The sequence below is a fragment of the Streptomyces sp. ATCC 21386 genome, from assembly GCF_018728545.1.
In the GTDB taxonomy this organism is placed as follows: Bacteria; Actinomycetota; Actinomycetes; order Streptomycetales; family Streptomycetaceae; genus Streptomyces.
Genome location: NZ_JAAVVL010000001.1, coordinates 5,396,308 through 5,418,654, shown reverse-complemented (window position 1 = coordinate 5,418,654; position 22,347 = coordinate 5,396,308). Strand labels below are relative to the sequence as shown.

18 protein-coding genes and 4 pseudogenes are annotated in these 22,347 nt (G+C 68.7%); 16 read left to right on the top strand and 6 right to left on the bottom strand.

Annotation, left to right across the window (positions count from 1 at the left end):
• Positions 1-574: 574 nt before the first annotated feature.
• Together GWK25_RS23085 and GWK25_RS23080 are read left to right on the top strand one after the other, a co-directional pair.
• The gene (locus tag GWK25_RS23085) at positions 575-1,753 is read left to right on the top strand and encodes a cytochrome P450 (protein ID WP_251828998.1); all 1,179 of its coding nucleotides are present in this window, start codon (positions 575-577) and stop codon (positions 1,751-1,753) included.
• Positions 1,754-1,916: 163 nt separating this feature from the next.
• On the top strand, positions 1,917-2,951 hold the full coding sequence (locus GWK25_RS23080; protein WP_251828997.1) for an SMP-30/gluconolactonase/LRE family protein: 1,035 nt from the start codon (positions 1,917-1,919) through the stop codon (positions 2,949-2,951).
• Between the two features lie 363 nt (positions 2,952-3,314).
• Here GWK25_RS23080 and GWK25_RS23075 read toward each other — a convergent pair.
• Positions 3,315-3,660: pseudogene (locus GWK25_RS23075) on the bottom strand (MFS transporter); the annotation flags it as partial.
• 69 nt (positions 3,661-3,729) lie between these two features.
• Between GWK25_RS23075 and GWK25_RS23070 the strand changes: the two are divergent.
• Positions 3,730-4,448, top strand: a pseudogene (locus GWK25_RS23070) (IS6 family transposase).
• A 231-nt stretch (positions 4,449-4,679) separates the two neighbouring features.
• On the opposite strand, the gene GWK25_RS23065 reads toward GWK25_RS23070, so the two are convergent.
• Positions 4,680-6,491: a GAF domain-containing protein gene (locus GWK25_RS23065; RefSeq protein ID WP_215452571.1), complete on the bottom strand. Its 1,812-nt coding sequence runs from the start codon at positions 6,489-6,491 to the stop codon at positions 4,680-4,682.
• Positions 6,492-6,650: 159 nt separating this feature from the next.
• Between GWK25_RS23065 and GWK25_RS23060 the strand changes: the two genes are divergently transcribed.
• The 10 genes and pseudogenes from GWK25_RS23060 to GWK25_RS23015 all read left to right on the top strand — a co-directional run.
• On the top strand, positions 6,651-7,727 hold the full coding sequence (locus GWK25_RS23060) for a sugar ABC transporter substrate-binding protein (protein ID WP_215452570.1): 1,077 nt from the start codon (positions 6,651-6,653) through the stop codon (positions 7,725-7,727).
• A complete protein-coding gene (locus GWK25_RS23055; protein WP_215452569.1) occupies positions 7,724-9,259 on the top strand; it encodes a sugar ABC transporter ATP-binding protein in 1,536 nt (511 codons plus the stop codon). Before GWK25_RS23060 ends, GWK25_RS23055 begins: the two co-directional genes overlap by 4 nt.
• The gene (locus GWK25_RS23050; RefSeq protein WP_215452568.1) at positions 9,256-10,236 is read left to right on the top strand and encodes an ABC transporter permease; all 981 of its coding nucleotides are present in this window, start codon (positions 9,256-9,258) and stop codon (positions 10,234-10,236) included. The genes GWK25_RS23055 and GWK25_RS23050 overlap by 4 nt, the downstream gene beginning before the upstream one ends.
• Entirely contained in the window at positions 10,236-11,276 is a 1,041-nt protein-coding gene (locus GWK25_RS23045) for an ABC transporter permease (protein WP_215452567.1), read from the top strand. Before GWK25_RS23050 ends, GWK25_RS23045 begins: the two co-directional genes overlap by 1 nt.
• A complete protein-coding gene (locus tag GWK25_RS23040; protein ID WP_215452566.1) occupies positions 11,273-12,136 on the top strand; it encodes an SMP-30/gluconolactonase/LRE family protein in 864 nt (287 codons plus the stop codon). The genes GWK25_RS23045 and GWK25_RS23040 overlap by 4 nt, the downstream gene beginning before the upstream one ends.
• 66 nt (positions 12,137-12,202) lie before the next feature.
• Positions 12,203-12,961, top strand: coding sequence for a 3-oxoacyl-ACP reductase FabG (fabG, locus tag GWK25_RS23035; protein ID WP_215452564.1), 759 nt, complete (start codon positions 12,203-12,205; stop codon positions 12,959-12,961).
• Positions 12,955-14,607, top strand: coding sequence for a long-chain fatty acid--CoA ligase (locus GWK25_RS23030; protein ID WP_251828996.1), 1,653 nt, complete (start codon positions 12,955-12,957; stop codon positions 14,605-14,607). The genes fabG and GWK25_RS23030 overlap by 7 nt, the downstream gene beginning before the upstream one ends.
• 29 nt (positions 14,608-14,636) lie before the next feature.
• Positions 14,637-15,815, top strand: coding sequence for a thiolase family protein (locus GWK25_RS23025; protein WP_215452562.1), 1,179 nt, complete (start codon positions 14,637-14,639; stop codon positions 15,813-15,815).
• A 168-nt stretch (positions 15,816-15,983) separates the two neighbouring features.
• Positions 15,984-16,511, top strand: a complete 528-nt coding sequence (locus GWK25_RS23020; protein WP_215452560.1) for an ATP-binding protein — start codon at positions 15,984-15,986, stop codon at positions 16,509-16,511.
• Position 16,512: 1 nt separating this feature from the next.
• Positions 16,513-16,668 (top strand): annotated as a pseudogene (locus GWK25_RS23015) (AraC family transcriptional regulator); the annotation flags it as partial.
• Between the two features lie 33 nt (positions 16,669-16,701).
• Here GWK25_RS23015 and GWK25_RS23010 read toward each other — a convergent pair.
• Positions 16,702-17,541 (bottom strand): endonuclease/exonuclease/phosphatase family protein, encoded by an 840-nt coding sequence (locus GWK25_RS23010; protein WP_215452557.1) that lies wholly within the window; start codon positions 17,539-17,541, stop codon positions 16,702-16,704.
• A gap of 63 nt (positions 17,542-17,604) precedes the next feature.
• Positions 17,605-17,794, bottom strand: a pseudogene (locus GWK25_RS23005) (pyridoxamine 5'-phosphate oxidase family protein); the annotation flags it as partial.
• A 73-nt stretch (positions 17,795-17,867) separates the two neighbouring features.
• Between GWK25_RS23005 and GWK25_RS23000 the strand changes: the two are divergent.
• Entirely contained in the window at positions 17,868-18,302 is a 435-nt protein-coding gene (locus GWK25_RS23000; RefSeq protein WP_215452555.1) for a VOC family protein, read from the top strand.
• Positions 18,303-18,327: 25 nt separating this feature from the next.
• Here the strand turns inward: GWK25_RS23000 and sigJ are convergent, their stop codons facing one another.
• Positions 18,328-19,245, bottom strand: a complete 918-nt coding sequence (gene sigJ / locus GWK25_RS22995) for an RNA polymerase sigma factor SigJ (protein ID WP_215457524.1) — start codon at positions 19,243-19,245, stop codon at positions 18,328-18,330.
• Between the two features lie 130 nt (positions 19,246-19,375).
• Between sigJ and GWK25_RS22990 the strand changes: the two genes are divergently transcribed.
• On the top strand, positions 19,376-19,756 hold the full coding sequence (locus GWK25_RS22990) for a hypothetical protein (protein ID WP_215452552.1): 381 nt from the start codon (positions 19,376-19,378) through the stop codon (positions 19,754-19,756).
• A gap of 33 nt (positions 19,757-19,789) precedes the next feature.
• Here GWK25_RS22990 and GWK25_RS22985 read toward each other — a convergent pair whose 3' ends face one another.
• On the bottom strand, positions 19,790-20,905 hold the full coding sequence (locus tag GWK25_RS22985; protein ID WP_215452550.1) for a hypothetical protein: 1,116 nt from the start codon (positions 20,903-20,905) through the stop codon (positions 19,790-19,792).
• Positions 20,906-21,123: 218 nt separating this feature from the next.
• Between GWK25_RS22985 and GWK25_RS22980 the strand changes: the two genes are divergently transcribed.
• Entirely contained in the window at positions 21,124-22,329 is a 1,206-nt protein-coding gene (locus tag GWK25_RS22980) for a hypothetical protein (protein WP_251828995.1), read from the top strand.
• Positions 22,330-22,347: the final 18 nt, after the last annotated feature.

Here is a 22,347-nt window from a genome sequence, read left to right as displayed (position 1 = left end):
GCCCTGGGCCGCCGGAGCGGTCGATGCCCTCGCCCGTCCTGTAACAGCAGGACTCGATGCCCATACGGAATGAGGTGGATGTGTTGTCTTCGGATCTCGCGGGCCGACTGTCTGTTGTTGCTGTCCCTCGCTGAGGATGCTGCTCAGCGGGCCATGAAGTCCAACGCGGATGCCGGCACACAGCCATCGAAGATGACGATTGATCAGCACTGGTGCGTCCCGCGTTCTCACCCTGCCCGACCCCGCCCGGCAGGAGGCACGGTCATGCCGCGGAGTCCGTGCCAGGCGACAAAAACATAGGCGAATCGAATTCTTCGATCATTGCGTGCGCGATTCAGTGTTGGACCCTGGTCCGGGCCGATGGTCATCATCGAGGGCACAGCTAGCGTCATGGGCGAATCGGCCGGTGCTTTCCCGCCGCCAGGCCAGCGGGAGCGGCCGGTGCGACGACGGGACGGTTGACCGCACGAGCCCAGGATGACGCGGACTTCTCGACAAAGCACGGCACTCACAGCGGATGCGCACCGTGACAGCCGCACCGGCCGACCCGGCGGCCTCGACCTTGGAGCCAATGATGCCCTCCACGACCCTGCCCTCAAGCGACGTCGACCTTTTCGCCACGGACACACTTCTCGATCCCTATCCGGTGTATGCGCGCCTACGGGATGCGGGACCGGTGGTCCGGCTCAGCCGGTTCAACGCGTGGGCGTTGCCGCGCTACGAGCAGGTCAGCGCCGCGTTGCGTGATCACGAGACGTTCAGCTCCGCGTCCGGAGTGGGCTTCACGGCCGAGATGAACGAGCTCATGGCCGGCGGCGTGCTGGCCTCCGACCCGCCTCACCACACCACCCTGCGCGTCATCCTCTCCCGCATGCTGATGCCCCGGGCGCTGCGCGACCTCGGTCCCTCGGTGACCGCTGCGGCGGAAGAAATCGTCGACCGCTTCGCGGACGGTGAGGAGTTCGACGCCGTGTCCGACCTCGCAGAGGCATTCACTCCGAGGTTCGTCGCCGATCTCATCGGTCTTCCCGAGGAAGGCCGCGACCAGCTCCTTGAGTTCGGCGCCTCCACGTTTGAGGGTCTGGGTCCCTCCGGCGAGCGGACACCTGCCGCGATGCGACAGCAGCAGGCTCTGCTGCAGTACGTCACCACCACCGCCGCCAAGGACCGGCTTGCCGAAGGCGGTCTCGGCGCCCGCGTCTGGGAGGCGGTCGATTCGGGCGAGATCGACGAGTTCGCCGCGACCACCCTCATGATGGCGTTCCTCGCCACGGGCATGGACACCACGATCCTCTCCTTGGCGGCCGCCGTCCGGCTGTTCGCCGAACACCCCAACCAGTGGGACGCGCTGAGGGCCGACCCGTCCCTGGTGCCGGCCGCCTATCTCGAGGTTCTGCGCATCGCGTCTCCGGTCACCGTTTTCAGCAGGGTGACCACCAGGGCCTGGGAGTGCGACGGCGTCACCATCCCCGCGGGCGATCGTGTCGCCGTCATGTACGCCTCCGCCAACCGCGACGAGCGCAAGTGGGCCGACCCGGAGCGCTTCGACATCACGCGGAAGCCCTCCGACCACCTGACCTTCGGCGTCGGCATCCACGCCTGTGTCGGCCAGAACCTGGCCAAGCTGGAGGCACACGCCCTCCTCACAGCACTGCTGGCACGGGTGCGCCGGTTCGAGATCGGCAAGCCCGAGTTCATCGTGAACAACACCCTGCACGGGCTGGGCAAGCTGCCCTGTCGCATCGTCACCTGAACGAGCCGCGAGGACGCATCCCCTCTCAGGCTGCTGATCGTTACCGCCGAGATCGGACGTGGCGGCCGTACAGACACTCTCGGCCAGATCGGCCGGTAGACGGGATCCGGCGAGGCTGACCACCCCGCGACCGTCGGCCGCTGCGCCCTTTCGAGAAAGTGTGATGACCCACATGGAAATCTCCACAGCAGCCCCTGCGGCAACCCTCCTGAAGAAGCGGTCAGGACTCGCGGCGGTGATCGCCGCGGCGGTCGTCCTCGCCTCGGCGCCGTACGCATCCGCGGCGACACAGCAGGCATCCCCGAAGCCGGTCGTCACCCACGTGAGGACCCTTGCCACATTCGACTTCACCGCGGGCGACGCCCTGGAGAGCATCACTGTCAACCCGGACAACTCACTGACCGTCTCCACGCTGGGCGGGCGTGCTGTGGCGGGGCAGCGTCCGGCCCTGTTGCGGATCGACCCGTCCGGAAACAGCACGGCGATCGTAGTCGGGCAACAGGGCAACGCGTTCACCGGCACCACGCGCGACCGCCACGGCACCATCTATTACAACGTGGTCTCTGATGACGCCTCCCGGGTAGGCGTATGGAAGTTGCCCCCGGGCGGTACCCCTCGCCGCATCGCCGCCCTGCCCACCGACGGAATCCCCAACGGCATAGCCCTCGACCCCGCCGGGCGCACCGTGTACGTGGCCGACAGCACCAAGAGCACCGTCTGGACCGTCCCGGCCTCCGGCGGAACGGCGACCGCCTGGCTGACCGACCCCGCCCTCGCGCCCGACGCGTCCTTCTGGCTCGGCGCGAACGGGCTCCGCTTCCACAGGGGTGCCGTCTGGGTCTCCAACACCGCGCAGGGCACCCTGCTGCGGATCCCGGTCACCGCCACCGGCGCCCCCGGCCGAATCCACACCGTGACCAGCAGCCTCGCCGGTGTCGACGACTTCGCCTTCCTCCGCGACGACTCCAACGTGGCGTTCGCCGCGCAGAACAGTCTCAACCAGGTAGCGGTCGTCCACCCCGGCGGGACCACCAAGACCGTCCTGACGGTCTCGGACGGCCTCGCCTCGCCCACCTCCGTCGCGGTACGCGGAAACAGGCTCTACATCACCGACGCCGGCTTCGTCGAGCCCCACGACTCGAAGCTGCAGCGCGGAACGATCAACCCCCGTTTGCTGAACTACGGCAAGGCCGGCTGAACCTGCCGCCGGGCCCCCGGCAGCAGTGCGTGGACGACCAGCCTGCGCGTTTCACTCGGGGTTGCGTCCGGATCATGAACGGCAAAGCGAAAGTGCCTTCTGACCTGGGACGACAGGGCTTGTCTAAAGCTTCTGTCGTCTCACGGGGGAAGGCACTTTCCGCGTGCACACTTCCGGTCCTGCCTACGGCACCTCGGAGCCACGGACGTGGCCGCTGACTGGGGTGCCGCCGGAGGACGGGGCCACGGCCGCGGCACTCGCGGTCGCCGCCGGGACGGGCGCGGTGACTGTGGTCGGCGCGTCCGGGACAGCGTCCGGGTTCGGCACCTCCGTGTCGTTCTCGTCGTGCCCGTCCTTGCGGCCGCGAAGGCCGAGCGCCGAAAGGACGGCGCCGATGAGGGCGAGGATGCCTGTGACGAGAACAGCGGTGTGGACGCCGTTCATGAAAGCGGTGTGGCTGCCCTCCGTCACGTCGGCCCTGAGCTGCGCGGTCATCGTGTCGGAGACCGGGGCGACGCCCATGGCCACCGCGTCCTTCGCCTCCTGGAGGCGACCGGCGACCGCGTGGGGCACGCCCGCCTCGGTCAGCGAGTCGGTGAGCGTGGAGCCGACGCGGCTGCTGATGAGCGAGACGAGCACCGAGGTGCCGAGCGCCGACCTGGAGCAAGGTGGACTGCAGGCCGCCCGCGACCCCGCCGTCCTGGACGGGGGGGCGCTGTCACATTGGCTGAGCGGGTGGGATGATCTTCTGGTTGATCGTGTTGGAGGGGGTTGTTCCGTGGGGGCCGTGTCGCCGTCGTACAAGGGGCACCGGTACCCGGTCGAGGTCATCTCCCACTGCGTGTGGCTGTATCACCGCTTCCGCTGTCGTTCCGCGGGGTCGAGGAGCTGATGCTCGAGCGCGGGATCGTCCTCTCCTACGAGACGATCCGCCGCTGGTGCGGCAAGTTCGGGCAGCGGTACGCCGATTCGCTGCGCCGCCGCAGGCCCCGGCCTGGTGAGAAGTGGCACTTGGACGAGGTCTTCATCAAGATCAATGGGGAGCAGAAGTATCTGTGGCGGGCGGTCGACCAGGACGGCAACGTCCTGGACATCCTCGTGCAGAGCCGCCGGGACAAGGCCGCGGCAAGGCGCTTCTTGCGCAGGCTGATGGAGAAGACCCGCATGGTGCCGCGGGTGATCGTCACCGACAAGCTCCGCTCCTACGGGGCGGCCCATCGCGAGGTCATGCCCTCCGTCGAGCACCGCTCCCACAAGGGGCTGAACAACCGGGCGGAGAACAGCCACCAGCCAACAAGGCAGCGCGAATGGGCGATGAAAGGCTTCCGCTCCGTGGGCGGAGCACAGCGGTTCCTGTCCGCGTTCAGCGGCATCTCACCCCACTTCCGGCCCCGACGCCACAGGCTGTCCGCACACGACTACCGAGCCGAGATGCCCGTCCGCTTCGCAATCTGGGAGCACATCACCGGAGTCGCCGGCCCCTCTACCACGGCCTGAGCACAACCCGGAACCGGGCTCCACCGCGCCACGACGCACCATCAGACATCTCACACCCAACAACGTGACAGCGCCCCGGGCCGCGATCCGCAGCAGATCACCGCTGGCCTCCACACGATCGACCCGTACCGCGGCCAGCTGCGGTGACAGGTCTTCCAGCCGTATCGCACACACCACCAGGATGGCGCTGCCAACCGGCCGACACCACAGGCCAGTTGGCCCGATCAGCGGCTACGAAAATCTTGTAAGACCCGAACGATTTACCGTCCCGCGCAGTTGGTGCATACGGAGCGCGAGTTGGGAGTCAAGCGCCTCCGACTCCCGCCAACCGCTGCCGAGTACGAGGTCGATGCGGTCCAGTCGCTTGAGCAGCGTGTTGGGATGGACTTGGAGGGCCCGTGCGGTCTGAGCCAGGCTCCCACGGTTGGCGAAGTAGGTCGCGGCAGTGGTGACGAGGTCAGTTGAGCGCTGTGCATCGTATGCGAGGAGGGGACCTATGGTGGCTGAGATGAAGCGGTCCAATTCGTTGATGCGGTCAGGGGCGAACAGGAGCGAGTAGAGGGCATAGTCACTTGTTGTGGCGCCGTGGTCGGTCTTGCCCAGAGCGAGTGCCAGGTCGAGGCACCTGCTCGCCGTCGTGAATGCTCGGGCCCAGTCGCGGTCCTGAACCTGTTCGCCTATGAGATTGATGTCCCGGTCGAGCTGCTGGCGTATGGCACGGTGTCCGTCCGCGACAGCCTCATCGACGTCTTCAGCGTGCAGGAGCATAGTGGCTCGACCGAGGTATTCACCGGCCAGGCCCGCGTGTTTACGTGCGTACACGTGGAGTTGGCGTGACAGCTCAAGAGTGGCAACCGTCGTGGAGTCGGCGACCACGAGGAGGTTGAGCGCGTCGACATCGATGCCGCGCGCGCGTGTTCGCGCCCGCTGCGCCGCGCTGACGGCGGGGCTGTTGACCAGCAACTCGGTCATCAGCTCGCCGCTGAGCCGCTCGGCCGCGTCGGCGACCGCGTTCTCCTTCAGAATCATCAGAGCGACAATGTGTGTGGCTCTCTCGAGCATGCGCAGGTCAGCCGAACTCGGGCTGGCAGGCTGACTCCAAACGAGAGCTCCGAGGTAACTGTCTCCAGCCTGGACGACGGCGACGCTGTGCGTGGCGGACGCGTCCTTCTGGGTCATGCATCGTCCCGTGCGACGCGCGCCCTCGAGGGCATGCATGATCCCGGGCCACGCCGGACTATTGCTGTCATGGAGCATCTGGTCGACGCCCGCGCTCGCCAACAGCGTTTTGTCGCGACCGAGGAAGACCACCGCTCCACCCATCTGATCGGCTAGGTGGGAGGCGACGTCCTTCGGTCCACCGCCGGTGAGGACGACGTCAGTGAGCGCCTCGTGAACGGCTTGCGAGCGTTCGATCGTGGCAACGTGCTCTTCGATGACACGGTAGGCGGACTGCAGCTCCTCGAGGGCGGTGCGGCTTTGGTCGTACAGACGAGCGTTGTCGAGTGCGATCGCGGCGTGATCTGCGAATGCGCTGAAGAGTGCGATCTCTTCCGAGCTGAACGACCTCTCCGAGCGGTCGGCGGCGAAGAGCGCGCCGACCGCCTGGCCGCGGACGAGCAAGGGCACCCCGAGGAGCGCGACCAGGCCTTCTCGTGCGACGAGCCTGTCGAAGTCGTGGACGTGATTGAGCTCGTCGGCGACGAGGTAGTTGCTGACCCAGATCGGCTTGCGCCGTTCGATCACCTGCCCTCCGAGTCCGGTGCCGGGAGGAATGCCGGCGGCCAGGAAGTCGGCGGAGATGGTGCCTTCCGAGGCACGGACCGACAGCGCATCGTCCGGGCCGAGCAGGGACAGGTACGTGAAGTCCGTGCCGATGAGTCCGTGAGCATGACGCACGATCGACCGCAGGACGTCATCGAGCTCACCCAGCGCAGTCAGTGACCTGGCGGTCGCATAGAGCGATGACAGCTCGCGCTTGCGCCGGCGGTGATAGGCCTGCGAGCTCTCGTCGGCGGGAAGTGGCGACGCTGTCGACGTCATCTCCTTCACATCCTCCCGTCACGCCACCGTCATGGACTGGTGTTGGAAACATGCACCCCAGGGCGCATAGGAGTGGACTTTTCATACCTCTCCCACTGAAGGAACTGTACCTAATGTGACGCATGACGGAAGACACATCGAGGTGCCTGCGAGGACCCCATGAAGCCTGAAACACGCCTGGCCACAGGCGGGAAGACCACCCTCGGAAAGACCGGCCGCCAGCGGGTCAACAAGATCGCTCTGGCTGGATCTCTGGTTGCCGTGGCGGCACTGGCCGCCGGTTGCACCGGTTCGTCGTCAACAGCCGCAGGATCGTCGGGCACGGGCAACAGCGGCAGCGCCTCGGGGAAGACCGTCCACTTCATCGGCTACGGCAACACCAACCAGTGGGCTGCGTACTACAACAGCGTCTTCGAGAAGAGACTCAAGGCCGCCGACGTCAAGCTCAAGGACCTGACCACCATGGACGCGGGGACAGCGGTCCAGAACTTCAACCAGGCGATCGCGGACAAGCCCGACCTCATCGTGACCGCACTGCTCGACACGAAGTCGATGGCGGTTCCGATCGCCAAGGCGAAGCAGGCCGGTGTGCCGGTGCTGGTCTTCGACGGCCGCCCCGATCCGAAGGTCGACGGTGACGTGCTTCAGGTCTTGAGCGACAACGTCGCACTCGGCAAGGCCGCTGCCGAGAACATCATCGAGGGCCTCAAGGCCCAAGGGCGCAAGTCCGGCAACGTGGTCGTCGTCACCGGCACCGCTTCCTCGCTGGTGACCCAGGACCGTATGAAGGGCTTCAACGCCGAGATGGCGACCGCTCCCGGCTACAAGGTGATCGAGACCCAGGACGGCAACTGGGACCCCACGCTGTCGGGCCAGATCGCGACCCAGCTGCTGGCGAAGCACGGCTGCGACGGGATCCAGGCTGCCTACGGTATGGCGGACTACATGGCACTGCCGATCATCGCCTCGGCCAAGCAGGCGGGCTGCGAGGTCGGTGGGAAGAAGGGCCTGGTCGTCACCAGCAGCAACTGCTTCAAGGCCGGCATCGAAGCGATCAAGAAGGGCACCCTCTACGGCACGGCGACCGAGGATCCAGGCACGATCGCGAACCAGACGGCGGACTACGTCCTGAAGTACCTCAGCGGCCAGAACCCTCCGCGGAAGCAGACCGTCAAGGAAGAGCGGATCACCGCCGCCAACGTCGACCAGTACGCCGCACAGTGCAGCCACGCATGAGCACCCAGCCTTACGACTCTCCGGCCGGCCCGCCGCTGGTGAGCCTCACCGGCCTGCGCAAGACCTACGGCGACACGGTGGCCGTCCACGGCGCCGACCTCACGCTTCGGGCAGGTGAGGTCCACGCCTTGTGCGGGCACAACGGCGCAGGCAAGAGCACGGTCGTCAAGATGCTCTCGGGACAGGAGAGCCCCGAGGCCGGCACCATCAGCATCGCAGGCGAGGTCGTCGAGCTGCGCAACAGGGGCAGCGCTCAGCTGGCCGGCATAGCTCTGGTCGACCAGGAGCTCAGCGTCGTGCCCGCCCTGACGGTCGCCGAGAACCTCTTCCTCGGCGACCGCAGCACCGGATGGGTTTACCGGCGTCGGCACGAACGAGCTCGCGCTCGCGACATGCTCGTCGAGATGGGGCTCGCGCACGTCCACCCCGACCAGCCGCTGCGCTCGCTGGGGCTCGGCGAGCGCCAACTGGTCGAAATCGCCAGGGCCATGGGCCAGCGTGCCCGCGTGGTCATCCTCGACGAGCCGACCGCGACACTGAGCGATGTCGAAAGTGAGCGGGTCTATGCCGCCGTACGCCGCGTAGCCGCCGCCGGCTGCTCCGTGCTCTTCGTCTCCCACAGGCTCGGCGAGGTGCTCCAGCTGTGCGACCGGGTGACGGTCATGCGCGACGGCCGCGTCGTGACCGTGGCCGACACAGCGAAACTCACCGTCCAGAGCCTGATCAGGCACATCCTCGGCGAGACACCGCAGAGCAGCCTCAAGCGGCCGGCGAACGTCGGCGAGGTGGCTCTGCAACTCCACGCGATCGCTGTGCCCGGACGGTTCGGGAGACTGTCCCTCGACGCTCGTGCCGGGGCTGTCTACGCCCTGGCCGGCCAAGTGGGCTCAGGTGCTTCCGAGGTGTTGCGCGGCATAGCCGGTCTCGAGCCTGCGATGCGCGGGCGCGTCAGCGTCGGCGGACGGCATCTGACCGCCGGCGATCCCATCGCGGCATCGAGCGGCGGCATCGCGTTCGCCTCCAACGACCGCAAGTCCGAAGGCCTGTTCCTGCGCCGCCCCGTCGGCACGAACCTCATGGCCACGAGGATCCCGGCCTTCACCCGAGCCGGCGCGGTCCGTAGCAGGGCGTGGCGGACATGCGAGCAACAGCTTGCGGCGTCCTGCGGACTGCGGGACCGCCTGGGGGTCGCGGTCGGTGACCTCAGCGGTGGCAACCAGCAGAAGGTCTTCGTCGCACGGGCGCTGGGACGCCCGGACGTGAAGGTGCTGCTCCTGGACGAACCCACCCGCGGCGTGGACGTGGGCGGGCGGGCGGCCATCCACCGGCTCGTCCGCAAGGCCGCGGCCGATGGGATGACGGTCCTGTTCGCGTCCACCGAGCTCGACGAGCTCGTCGAACTCGCCGACGTCGTCGTCACGTTCCACAAGGGAGAGGTCGTCGCCCGGCATGACAGCGTCACGTCCGGGGACGCGCTGCTCTTCGAGATGACTCACGGTACCGCCGTGCACGAGGCGGGAGGCGCCCGGTGAACACTGTGCAGACACCCCTGGACACAGCGACCACAGCCAGCGGTGGCACCCGGCGCGCCATCGCCTGGAGCGATGCTGTCGCCGCCCTCGCTCTCGTCGCCCTGCTGGTACTCGGCGCGGTGACGGACCGCTTCTACACCTTCGACAACCTACGCGCTGTCTTCACCTCTGCCAGCCTCGTCGGCATCGCCGCTCTCGGGCTGACCCTCATCGTGATCGCCGGGACGTCGGTCTCCCTTGCGATCTCCGAGACCGCCTCGGTGTGCGCCATGGTGTTCCTCGTGACCCAGTCGTGGGGTCTGGTTCCCTCACTGCTGGCCACCCTCGCCGTCGGCGCGGCCATCACCGCGCTGCAGGGCCTGGCAGTCGGATACGGCGAGGCGAACCCCATCGTCCTGAGTATCGCTGCCGGTTTCGCTCTGGTCGGTGTGGCGACCTGGGTCACCGGAGGAACCTCGGTCGCCCCTCAGGGCGCCGGTTACATCCACCTCAATGCGACGCCGGGCGGCATCGCGCTGAGTGTGTACGTACTCGTCGTCTTCACCGTCCTGCTCGAACTCCTGCTCCGCCGGTCAGGCTTCGGCAGGACCCTCTATCTCACGGGTGAGAACCGGCGCGCGGCCACTGCGGCCGGCCTTGCCGTCGGACGCACCATCACCATCGCCTGGCTTCTGGCCGGCGCCCTGTTCGCGGTAGCGGCCTCCTTCAGCGGCGCTTTCAACACCACCACGAACATCAACCTCGGAGGCACCCTGACGTTCGACGCGATCGCCGCCGTCCTCGTCGGCGGGACCCCGATCGCCGGAGGAAGCGGCTCAGCGGTTCGCACGCTGTGCGGAGCCGTGCTGATCGCCGCCCTCTCCGATGTCCTGCTGCTGCGCGGCTACAGCACCGGGGCACAGGTCCTGGTCAAGGGACTGATCGTGCTCGCCGTCGTGGTCGTGGTCCACCTCCGGTCCCGCAAAGGAGCCCGATGATGTCCCAAACCCGTTTCGTCCGGGCCTTCCTGAGCAGACCTCAGCGCCTGCTGCCGACCAGCGCGCTGGGCATCGCCTTGCTGGCCTACCTGGCGCTGCCCCTCTACTCGGGCGAGCCGCTACTGGCCTTCGACACCTTCAACGCACTGCAGTTCTTCGCCCGCCTCGCCCCACTGGTGCTGGGCCTGGGGCTCACGATGTTCGCCGGAGAGTTCGACCTCTCGATCGTCGGTACGTACGCCCTGGGTGGCATGCTCGCGGTGCAGTACGGCGGCGCCCACTGGGTCATCGGCATGGCTGTCGCCCTCACGGCCGGCGCAGTGATCGGCACTGTCCAAGGCACCATCGTCGCCCGGTTCAACATCCCCTCGATGCCGGTCACCCTGGGGACCTACATCGCGCTCCTGGGCCTGACCAAGGCGATCTCCGGCGGGCTGAGCAAGACCTACGACAACATCTCGGTGACCCTGTGGGTCGACAGGCAGTTCGCCGCGGTCCTTTCGCCCCGAAGCCTGCTCGTGCTCGCTGCCTTCGTGGTCGTCGGCTTGACCCTCGGCTGCTCACGCTGGGGACGAGAGATCCGCGCCATCGGATCGGACCGCCGGGCCAGCCGGGTCTCCGGGGTACGCGCCGACCGCCTGCTCATCGGCCTGTTCGCCACCTCGGGTGTGCTGGCCGCGGCATCCGGCGCCCTGCTCAACTTCAGCCTGGGCGCGGCCAACCCCGATCCTGGAACCCAGCCGCTGATCCTGGCCGCTGTCGGCGCGCTGCTCGGCGGGGTCTCGCTGGCAGGCGGACGCGGCAGTGTCGCCGGCCTCCTGGCCGGGGCACTGACGGTGTCCCTGCTCGCTCAGATCGTCACCACCGCCGGCCTGCAGGGCTACCTCGCCCAGCTCTTCTACGCCGCATTGCTGCTCCTCATCGTCGCCGTCGAAGCGCCGGGTCTGCACCGGGCCTGGACCCGTTTTTCCGTCCGGCTGCACTCACGCCGCTCAGCGGACCTCGCCAGGCCGATCGACTCGAGAAAGGTCGCATCGTGAGCACACCCACCCGGCTCTACACGGGCTTCCGCTTCCCCGAAGGAGGCCGCTGGCATGACGGCCGGCTCTGGTTCTCCGACATGCACACCGGAGAGGTCTTCCGCGTGGATCCGGACGGCGACCAGCTGCCGGAAGTCGTCACCCGCATCGACGACCAGCCCTCCGGCCTCGGCTGGCTGGCTGACGGATCACTGCTGATCAGCTCGATGCTGCGCCGGGTCGTGCTCAAGCACGCCCCGGACGGCAGCCAGAGCGTCCACGCCGATCTGTCCGCGATGACGGACGCGCCCATCAACGACATGGTGGTCGACGAGTCCGGTGCCGCCTACCTCGGAGGCTTCGGCTACGACCTGTATGCCGGCGCGCCACAGGAGAACGGCCCCGTCTTCGCGATCCCGCCAACGGGGGAGGTGCGCGTGGCGGACTCCGACATGGTCTTCCCCAACGGCGTGGTGATCCTCCCCGGCACCAGGACTCTGGTGGTGGCCGAGACCTGGGCGGCACGTCTGACAGCCTTCGACATCGGCGAGGACGGCGAGTTGAGCGGGAAGCGTCTGTGGGCCCCGCTACCCGCCGGCTCCACGCCCGACGGCCTGTGCGTCGATGCCGAGGGCGGTGTGTGGGTCTCGTGCATCGTGAACGGTCGCTTCATCCGCGTCCTGGCCGGCGGCGAGGTCACCGATGTCGTCGACGTGCCAGGCCGTTGCGCGACTGACTGCGTACTCGGCGGCCTCGACGGGCGCAGCCTCTATCTGCTCACCTCCAACAGCTGGCAGCCCGCGGAAACCGAGGAGCGGCAGGGCTGGATCGAGACCGTCCGCGTCGACGTCCCCGGCCCCCAGCAGCCCTCATATCCCTGATCACTCCCCGACTGCCTGTCGATCCGTGCCGTGTCCGGGAGTATCCGTTGACCGAAAGAGACACCCATGCCTGACCAGTCCCGCGTCGCGATCGTGACCGGAGCCGCCCGCGGTATCGGGGCAGCTGTTGCCCGACGCCTCGCCCATGACGGCCACCGCGTAGCCGTGGTCGACCTCGATGCCGCCTCCTGCGCACCGGTTGTCGACGCCATCGTCGCTGCCGGCGGCTCCGCCATCGGGCTGGGAGCCGACATCAGTGAAGAAGCGGCTGTCAACGCGGCGGTCGAGGAGTGTGCCGAGAGGCTCGGTGCACCCACGATCCTGATCAACAACGCCGGCATCACCCGCGACAGCCTCCTGTTCAAAATGACCACCGCGGACTGGGACAGCGTGATGAGCGTCCACCTCCGTGGAAGCTTCCTGATGAGCCGGGCGGTACAGCGCTGGATGGTCCAGGAGCGATGGGGACGGATCGTTTCCATGTCGAGCACCTCGGCCCTCGGCAACCGCGGTCAGGCCAATTACGCGGCGGCCAAAGCCGGTCTGCAGGGCTTCACCAAGACCCTCGCCATCGAACTCGGGCCTTTCGGGATCACCGTCAACGCGATCGCCCCCGGCTTCATCGCCACCGACATGCTCGAGGCCACCGCCGCACGCATGGGCAAGTCGTACGACGAACTGCTCGCCGAGTTCGCCGGCGACATCCCGGTCGGCCGCACGGGCACGGTCGAGGACATCGCCGCGGCAGCGTCCTTCTTCGTCAAGGACGAGGCATCCTTCACCACCGGTCAGACCCTTTATGTCGCGGGTGGTCCCCGATGCTGAGCCCAGACGACAACATCGGCCTCAGCGACGCCATGACGGGACTCATGCAGCCGCGCCCACTGACCATCGCACACATCCTGGAACGCGCCGAGCTGCTCTACTCCCACAAGCTCGTCGCCAGCGCAGGCACCGAGCAACTCACCTACGCCGACGTCACCGACCATGCTCGGCGCCTCGCCACCGCGCTGGAAAAGCTGGAAGTGCCCCGCGGCGCCCGGGTGGCAACCTTCGCGAGCAACAACCGACGCCATCTCGAGCTCTATCTCGCGGTGCCGGCCAGCAAGCGGGTCCTGCACACCATCAACATCCGGCTCAGCGCGGAACACATCGAGTTCATCGTCAACCATGCCGGGGACGACGTGATCTTCGTCGACCGGGGGCTCCTGCCACGGATCTGGCCCAGCGTCGAACGGATGCCAAGGGTGCGGCACTGGGTCGTGCTCCCGGACGGCAGCGACGTCGCGATCCCCTCAGATCCGCGCATCTGTGACTACGACGAACTGATCTCCCGTGCTGATGCCTTCTCGGGGTCGTTCGAGGAGGCCTTCACGCTCGCAGACGAGCACCTCGCCTCGGGCCTGTGCTACACCTCCGGTACGACCGGACCGCCCAAGGGCGTTCTCTACAGCCACCGTTCGACGGTCCTGCACTGCCTGGGCACCCTCGCGGCCGGCTTCATCGGCCTGAGCGAGAACGATGTCGTCATGCCGATCGTGCCGATGTTCCACGCCAACGCCTGGGGTCTGCCCTACGGCGCAATGATGGCCGGGGCCTCGCTCGTGCTGCCGGGACTGTCGGCTGAACCCGGGCATCTGCTCCGGCTCATGGAGACCGAACGGGTGAGCATCGCCGCGGCAGTGCCCACCGTGTGGACCAGCCTGACTCCTGAGCTCTCGGCTCACGACCTGAGCGCCGTGCGGTTCCTACTGGGTGGCGGCTCCGCAGTCCCGGACTCGCTGTCAGAGGCATATCGCACTGCGGTCGGCGTGCCCATCACACACTCATGGGGCATGACCGAGGTCAGCCCCGTCGGCGCCATCGGCGGCACTCGCAGCCAGCACCGGTCGCTCAGCGCCAAGGAACAAATCGCTGTGCGCGCCGCTCAGGGCCAGCCGCTGCCGCTGGTGAGCATGCGGCTCCTGGACATCGAGACCGGTGAGAAGCTGCCCCGTGACGGCCACTCCGTCGGCGAGCTGCAGGTCGCCGGCCCCTGGGTGGCACATGGCTACTTCCGTCTGGAGGCAGACGACAGCTTCACCGACGACGGATGGTTGCGCACCGGCGATCTGGCCACCATCGATGCCGACGGCTACGTCCGGCTCGTGGACCGGATGAAGGATCTGATCAAGTCCGGAGGCGAGTGGATCTCCTCGGTCGAGCTCGAGACCGCGATCGCCTCTCACCCCGACGTCGTCGAAGTCGCTGTGATCGCCCGGCCGGACCCGCGCTGGACGGAGAGACCTGTCGCCTACGTCGCCCTGTGCGAGGGCAGCGCCACCAGCCCTGAGGACCTCCTGCAGCACATTTCTCCCATGGTGGCGAAGTGGTGGCTGCCCGATGAGTTCGTCTTCATGACCACCCTGCCAAAAACCGGCACGGGCAAGCTGTCGAAGACTGCCCTTCGAGCCTCGACCCGCATCGCATGAATCGGATCGGTCCCCGGAAAGGAGGCGCCATGCAGAACGAGCGGATCGTCATCCTCGATGGCGCACGCACGCCCATCGGAAGTTTCGGCGGTGCCCTGAGCCCAGTCCCCGCACACGAGCTCGGAGCAGCGGCCGCTCGCGAGGCGCTGCGTCGCAGCGGCGTCGATCCCGCCGAGGTCGACGAGGTCGTCATGGGCTGCGTCGGCCAGGTCGGCGCCGACACCTTCAACGCCCGCCGTGTCGCCATGGCCGCCGGCCTGCCCGTTCACGTGCCGGCGTACACAGTCAACCGCCTGTGCGGCTCGGGGTTGCAGGCAGTGTGGTCGGCTGCGATGCAGTTGCGCTGCGGCGACGCCGAGATCGCGCTCGCGGGCGGGGATGAGTCGATGTCTCGTATGCCGTTCTACGACTTCGGCGCCCGCAGCGGCTACCGGCTGAGCCACCGTGAACTCACCGACGGCACGCTCATGATGCTGACTGACCCGTTTCGCGACATCCCCATGGGAATCACCGCCGAGAACGTAGCCGAGAAGTACCACGTGTCCCGGCAGGAGCAAGACGAGTTCGCCGTGGAGTCGCAGCGTCGATGCGCCTTGGCCTCTACGGCCGGCATCTTCGCCGACGAGATCGTTCCGGTCGAGATCGCAGGCCGCAGGACACAGATCGTCAACCATGACGAGCACCCTCGGCCCGGAACGTCTCTCGAGACCCTGCAAGCACTCCGGCCGGCCTTCCGTACCGGCGGCACCGTCACTGCGGGTAATTCTTCAGGCATCAACGACGGTGCCGCCGTGCTGGTCGTCGCCCGCGAAACTGCGGCGATCACACGCGGCATACGCCCCCTGGTCACACTGGAAGCCGTCGCGACTGCGGCACTGGAACCCGAACTGATGGGCTACGCGCCTGTACTGGCGCTGCGCAAGCTATTCGAGAAAACCGGCACAGCCCCCTCCGACATCGACGTATTCGAGGTCAACGAGGCCTTCGCAGCGCAAGCTGTCGCCTGCATCCGTGACGCGAAGCTGGACCCAGGACGGGTCAACCCCCACGGCGGTGCGATCGCGCTCGGTCATCCGGTCGGCGCCACCGGTGCGATCTTGACTTTGCGGATTGCGCAGGATCTGGTTCGCCGCGACCTCGAGCTCGGCGTCGTCACACTGTGCATCGGCGGCGGGCAAGCCCTTGCCGCTATGTTCCGCCGGTTGTAACGGGCCGACGCCCCAGACCAGTGACTCCTGCTGGGCTGCGATTACCGCCACACAACGTCGGCCACCAGTTTCGTGACTACCCACAAGGCACCGGTGGCCGGTGTCAGCACTTGTTCCATGCGTTCCCGCGCAACGCAAACCAGCACACCACGCCAGGAGTGGCCCATCATGAATGCTTCGGCCGAAGAGCGAAGGCCCACGACGCTTGACCCTCCCACCACCGTCGAACACGTCTTCGTGCTGCTGCCCACGCCCGAGGCCGTTCGATCGATGCGCCACCGCGCGCGCACGGTCCTCGAAGCGGAGGACCTGCCCGAGGACACCGTCCATGACGCGCTCCTGGTGATTTCCGAACTCACCACGAACGCTCTCTGCCACGCACTGCCGCCCGCCTATCTCCGCTTGTCTGTTCCAGTCGCTGATCGGTGCCGAATCGTGCGGATCGAGGTCACCGACTCGGGCCTGGCCTGTCGTCCCCACCTGTCCTTGGGCCACAAGGACCCTGAGGAACATGGCCGCGGCCTGGAAATCGTCAACGCCCTTTCCACGCGGTGCGGCAGCCGCGCCCACCGCAGTAGGAGCGTGCGGTGGGCCGAGCTGACAGCACCGCCGGACTCGCCCGCTGCAGGAGCTCCTTCCGGCCCGATCGCAGGGATTACGCCAAGGCTGTTGCTCCTGCCATCGTGGGGTGTCTGAGCTCACCCCGCTGCGCTACCAGCAGACCCTGCGTCTGGAGCGCGCCGAGCACCTCATCAGCCACGGGGCGACGGTCGACGCTGCCGCCCGCTCGGTCGGCTTCGAGGACGCCCGCATGCTGCGCCGCCTGCGCGCCCGCACGTGGAGGACGCCCTAGCGTGGGGCTGGGCAGGGCGTCGGGGCGGCGGCTTCAGCCGACGTCCAGGTCGGTGTGCAACAGGTGGTGGTCCGAGACGTCCGAGAGCCGTACCTCGTGCCGGAGCGCAGTGATGCCGCGCAGGAAGACGTAGTCGAACTTGCTCTGCCAGTCGGTGGTCACCTCGCAGTCGCCGACCGGTGCGGGACGGCACTCGGGATCGGTGTCCGTGGCGAGCTTCCACAGCGGGGCGAGTTCGGGGGCGTCCGGCACCGCGTTGAGGTCGCCGACGACGACGGCACGGTCGTACCGGGCCACGACCGGGGCGAGCACGCGGATCTGCTGCGCGCGGACCTCCGGCTGCTGCCGTTGGGCGAGGTGCGTGTTGAAGACCCGGACGGACCGGCCGTCGATCTTCGTGGTGACCGCCATGTAGCCCCGGTCCTCGGATCCACCGTCGGGGTACTCCACGTTGACGCGGTCCGTCATCGGTGCCGCCGAGAGGATCGCCTGGCCGTAGCCGCCCGGGCTCCACGGGACTCCCCCGCAACGGTTCCAGTTCCGCAGCACGGTCCCGTACTCGACGTGGTAGACCAGCCCGTGCAGGCTCTCCAGGTACTCCCGGATCCGCTCGACGTCACGCGCGCACGCCTCCTGCAACCCGATGACCTGCGGCGCGTACTTGGCGATCTCCGCCGCCCGGTCGACGTTGCTCTCCTTGCAGGGGTTGCACATGTTCCAGGTCATCACCCGGTTCGGTACGACGTCCTTGACGGGGTCGACGGGCTGCGACCGGGCGAAGAGGCCGTCGCCGGGCTCGCTGGAGACCAGCATCACCACACAGGTCACGGCGACGGCGCCCGTGAGCAACCGCGTTCCCTTTCCGAACACCATCGCCTCCCTGGGCGGTTTCGGCGGCAACCTGCTTGTCCGTGCACGAGGTTATGGGAGAAGGCTGTGAGCGGCCTTGATCCGGTCGGCGGTCGTGGAGAACCGCAGGACGCGGGCCTCGGGATCCCAGCTGTACACCATGGTGGTCAGGTGGGGCCGGCCGTCGCGCTTGACGGTGGCCAGCGAACTGGTGTGTGCCGAGGAGACCGGAGAGGGCCTCGTCGGACAGCGGGCGCGGGGCCGGTCCTTGAGTCATGCTCTGATCAACTTCCCGAGGCCCGCCGATATTTCCCGGGCAGAGGGTCCGACGCCCTTGCTATGGTGCGCCGATGTCATCGATCAAGACGGTCCAGATCACCTTCGACTGTGCGGAGCCCGAGCGTGTGGCTCGTTTCTGGTGCGAGGTGCTGGGGTACGTCGTACCGCCGCCGCCGGAGGGGTTCGCCTCCTGGGACGAGTACGACCGTTCCCTGCCGCCCGAGCGTCAGGGCGCGGGGTTCGTGTGCATGGATCCCTCCGGGGTCGGGCCCCGGATGTACTTCCAGCGCGTTCCCGAGGGAAAGGTCGTCAAGAACCGGGTGCACCTCGATGTGCGGGTGGGCACGGGGCTCGTGGGGGACGAGCGGGTCGCCGCGCTCGAGGCCGAGTGCGCACGGCTGGTCGCGCTCGGCGCGGTGCGTCTGCGCCTGCTGCGCGCCGACGAGTACAACGAGTCGTGCCTGGTGATGCAGGACATCGAGGGCAACGAGTTCTGCCTCGACTGAGTTCGGCCGATCCGGTCGACCGGGTCTAGCACATCCTCGCCCACGGGTGCAGCTTCTCCGGGTTGCGGATCGCCCAGACGCGGGTGACGTGGCCGTCGGCGACGTCGAACGCGGCCACGGTCATGACGACGCCGTCGCGCCGGGCCACCAGGCCCGGCGCACCGTTGACCGACCGCTCCAGGAGTTCGAGGCCGGGCGCCCTGTCGGCGATGGCGACCATGTACCGGGCGATCCGCGCGCCGCCCTCGACGGGGTGCGGCACGGCGCCGACCGCACCGCCGCCGTCGGCGGTCATCACGGCGGCCGGGTCGAGGAGGCCGACGAGGGCGGCGATGTCCTTGCTCTCCCACGCCTGCTTCACGTGTCTGACGACCTCCGCGCGGTCGGCCGTCGGCTCCGGGGGACGTGCGGCGCCCGCCCGTCGCCGGGCGGAGGCGGCCAGTTGCTTGCAGGCCCCGGGACTGCGCCCGAGAACGTCGGCGATCTCGGCGAACGGATACCGGAAGACGTCGTGCAGCACGAACGCCACCCTCTCGGCCGGCGTCATGGCCTCCAGGACGACGAGGAAGGCCATGCCCACGGATTCGTCCAGCACGATCTGGTCGGCCGGATCAGCGGGACGCGTGGGGCCGACCGGGTCGGCGGGGCCCCCGGCGTGGATGCCACCGGCCGCGTGCTCCCACTCGGTGCGGTCCGGCAGCGGCTCGGGCAACCACACGCCGACGTAAGCCTCGCGGCGGGCCCGCGCCGAGCGCAGCAGGTCCAGGCAGATACGGCCGGTGACGGTCGTCAGCCACGCGCCGGGGGACTCGATCTCCTGACGCCTGTGGCTCGGCAGCCCGTACCAGCGCGCGTAGGCATCCTGTACGGCGTCCTCGGCCTCCGTCGCCGAGCCGAGCAACCGGTAGGCGACATTGAGCAGTTGACGCCGCTCCCCGTCCATCGCCCGCACGCCCGTCGATCCGTCCACCGCCGCCCCCTCGCCCAACTCGCCTTACCTTTCGCCGGCCCACGTCGTCGGACTGGTGAGACCTTATCGATCCACTGCCCGAGGGCGTGAAGGAGACCGCGACATGGCCACCCAGGTGACGACGACGGCGACGGCGAACACCCAGCGCACTTCCTCATTCCTGCGGACCGCGATCGCGCTGCAGACCCTGACGATCTTCCTCCAGGCGGTCTCCGCCGGGCTGCTGCTGACCTCGACGTACGGCGCCACGCTGCACAGTGTCGGTGCGCGGGTGATGTACGGGGCGTCGATGCTCTACGTGCTCGCGGCGGTGCTGGCGTGGAAGCCGGGCGGCGGCTCGCCCCGGCCCGTCCTGCACGCGGCCGGCTTCCTCGCCCTCGCCTCGGTGCAGGTCGTGGTCGGCATCGCCCATGTCCCGGCGGTCCATCTGCCCCTGGGAGTGCTGATGTTCGGCCTGAGCGTGCTGGCACTGGCGCGGCGCTGAGACGCGGATGGCGCCCCTGCCTCCGCCAACCGGCTAGAAGATGCCGGCCTGCATGTGGCGTACGAGGTCGGCCAGGATCTCGCGGAGCCACGGGCTGCGGGCGGCCGGCAACCGGGCCAGGGTGTGCCGAAAGGCGCCCGGGTCCATCCGGAACGAATGGCTGGGCCGCTGTAGGGGCGGATCGTCGCGGAGGATGTCGGCGTGCCTTCCGCCCGATACGAGGAGGGGCGGCCACGGTTCGGGGAAGACCAGCCACCGCCACACCCCGAACGGCAGCGGCACCGGGCGGGACCGGCCGCCAGGAGGTGTCCACAGCTCCCCCGTCTGCGGATGGACCGGTACGAGAAGGAAGTCGGCGCCGGGGTGGGGGTCGGGGCACTCTGGCCCTGCGAGGACGGCTCGTAGCGTCGGCGGGTCGGCGGGCGGCCGCATCGGGCCGGCCGGCAGGAACGCGTCGAGGGCGCGTCGGAAGACCTCCGCCGTCAGGCCGTCCGGGACGGTCACCGGCCGACCCTCCGAGGCCGCCAGCAGGTGCGCGAGCGCCCGGCCGGCCGCCGCCTCCCACTGCGGGCTCCACGACCACCAGTGGTACGTGCCCGAGATCGAACCCCATGCGGCGATCGGCTCGAACGGCGGCGTGATCTGCGCCGTCTCCATCAGCTCCGGCCAGGACAGCGGCGGGCTGTCGCCCACGCGGCGGCGGCGCACGGCGTTCGGGGAGAGCCACACCGCCTGCCAGAGCGAGCAGTCGTCGATCCGGCTCGCCACGGGCAGGCCGCACGCCTCGCAGGCCATGTTGGGGCCGTCGGCCCCGTCGAGACCACAGCAGTAGCCGCCGGCCTTCTGCGGGATCAGCAGGGTGCCGCGGGCGTCTCCGGGGGCGATGACGACCGCGCCGGGCGGGCCGTCGGACAGGGCAGGGACCGGGGCGTGGACACCTCGGGCCGCCGCCTCCTCCGGATCGACCGCCTCCCACAACCGCCACGGTGGACCGCTGGGCTCCGCCTCCACGGCGAAGGTCCCCGACTCCATGAGCACCGGCAACTGAATTCCGTTCCCGTACTTCTGATGGGCGTGAACCGGCAGGGTGACCCGGGACAGTGGGGCGGTCAGCGCGGCACCGCACCCCACACACTCAAAAACGAACAACCGTCCTCCGCTGGGAAATTCAGAACGGCATCGTCGCAGTACGGCGACGACGGACCAACGTGTTTTCCGTTGGCGGCGGTACGCAAGCGCGCCGCCCTGGCGCCCCGGGACAGCAGAATTTCGGCGGGTTGTGGCCGCGGCGGGACCCCCGCGTGAGCTGCGGGTGGGTGCGGCGGGGATACTGGTGGATGCACGTGCCCCTGCTTCCCGATGGACTCATGCCGACCTCCCCCACAGCTCGTCCCACTCCCCCGACGGTGTGGCCGGCTCGCGGCCGCCACATCGGACCCGACGCGGAGGACGTCCTCCGTCGTACTCTGCGGCAGCTCAAGGACAGTCAGGTCATCGACGACTTCCTCGAAGTGCCCGACCCCGGGGGCGAGTCCCCGGAGCGGGTCTTCGAGGCCCGTTGGCGGGTCGCCGACGACGTGACCGTGCGTGCCCGGCTCGCCCTCGCGCCCGACCAGGGCGGCGGCCGGGAATGGACCCTCCTCGCGGAGGCGGAAGAGCCGTGGGATCCGGCGTGGCCCTCCCCCGTCACCCGGTTCTGGCCGGAGTACGGCGACTGGGACCACGACGCCGTCTCCGGCCTGTCGCTGAGCAGGATCAACGCCCTCCCCGAGGACGACAAGGACGTACGGCGCGTGCTCCGGGACGCGGGGCGCGGAGGGTGGTGCGTCCACGTCGTCGTCCACGAGGCGATGACCACGGACGAGCGCGGGCGGTTGCCCCTGGCGCGCTGGCTGTCGCCGAGTCTGCGCCACCGCGTGGTCGAACACCGTGCCGCCCCGCACCAGGTACGGGTCGTGAACTGGGCGCTGCGGGAGTTCGACGCTGAGGTGCCGCGCGGCGGTGCCGTGGTGCTGCCCGGCACTCCGGCCCCCTCCGGCTACGACGCCGAGGACTACACCGTACGCACGGTGTTCCTGGACGGTTCGGAGCCGGTCGACCTCGTCGCGGCGGTCACGCGGTTCGCCGCGCTGTCGCGCCCGCTGCCCGAGGGCGCCGACCATGCCCTCACGGCGCTGCGGGACGACTGGCACCTGCTCACTCTCGAGGAGGAACTCGCTCGGGAGCGCAAGCGGGTGGCGATGTACGCGGAGGCCCTGGAGGCCATGACGGCGTCCAGGGACCTGTACCGGGAGGCGACCGAGCGCGCCCATGAGGCGCTCGCCGCCTACCGTGAGTCCGCCGAGGCCGCCCCCGCCGCGCCGTCGCCGTCCGGGAAGCCGGCGGTGTCCCCGTTCCGACAACTGGCGCGCACGCTGGAGCGTTTCAAGGGCGGCCCCAAGACCTCCGCGGGTCCCGCCCCCACTGGTCAGGGAGAGGAATCCGCGGAGGAATCCGCGGAGCGCGGCCCGTCCACCGGCCCGGCCGCCGGCTCGGAACCGGGCGCGGAGCGGCGGGGCAGGGACAGGGCGTAGCCCCGGGGTCCCGGCGGG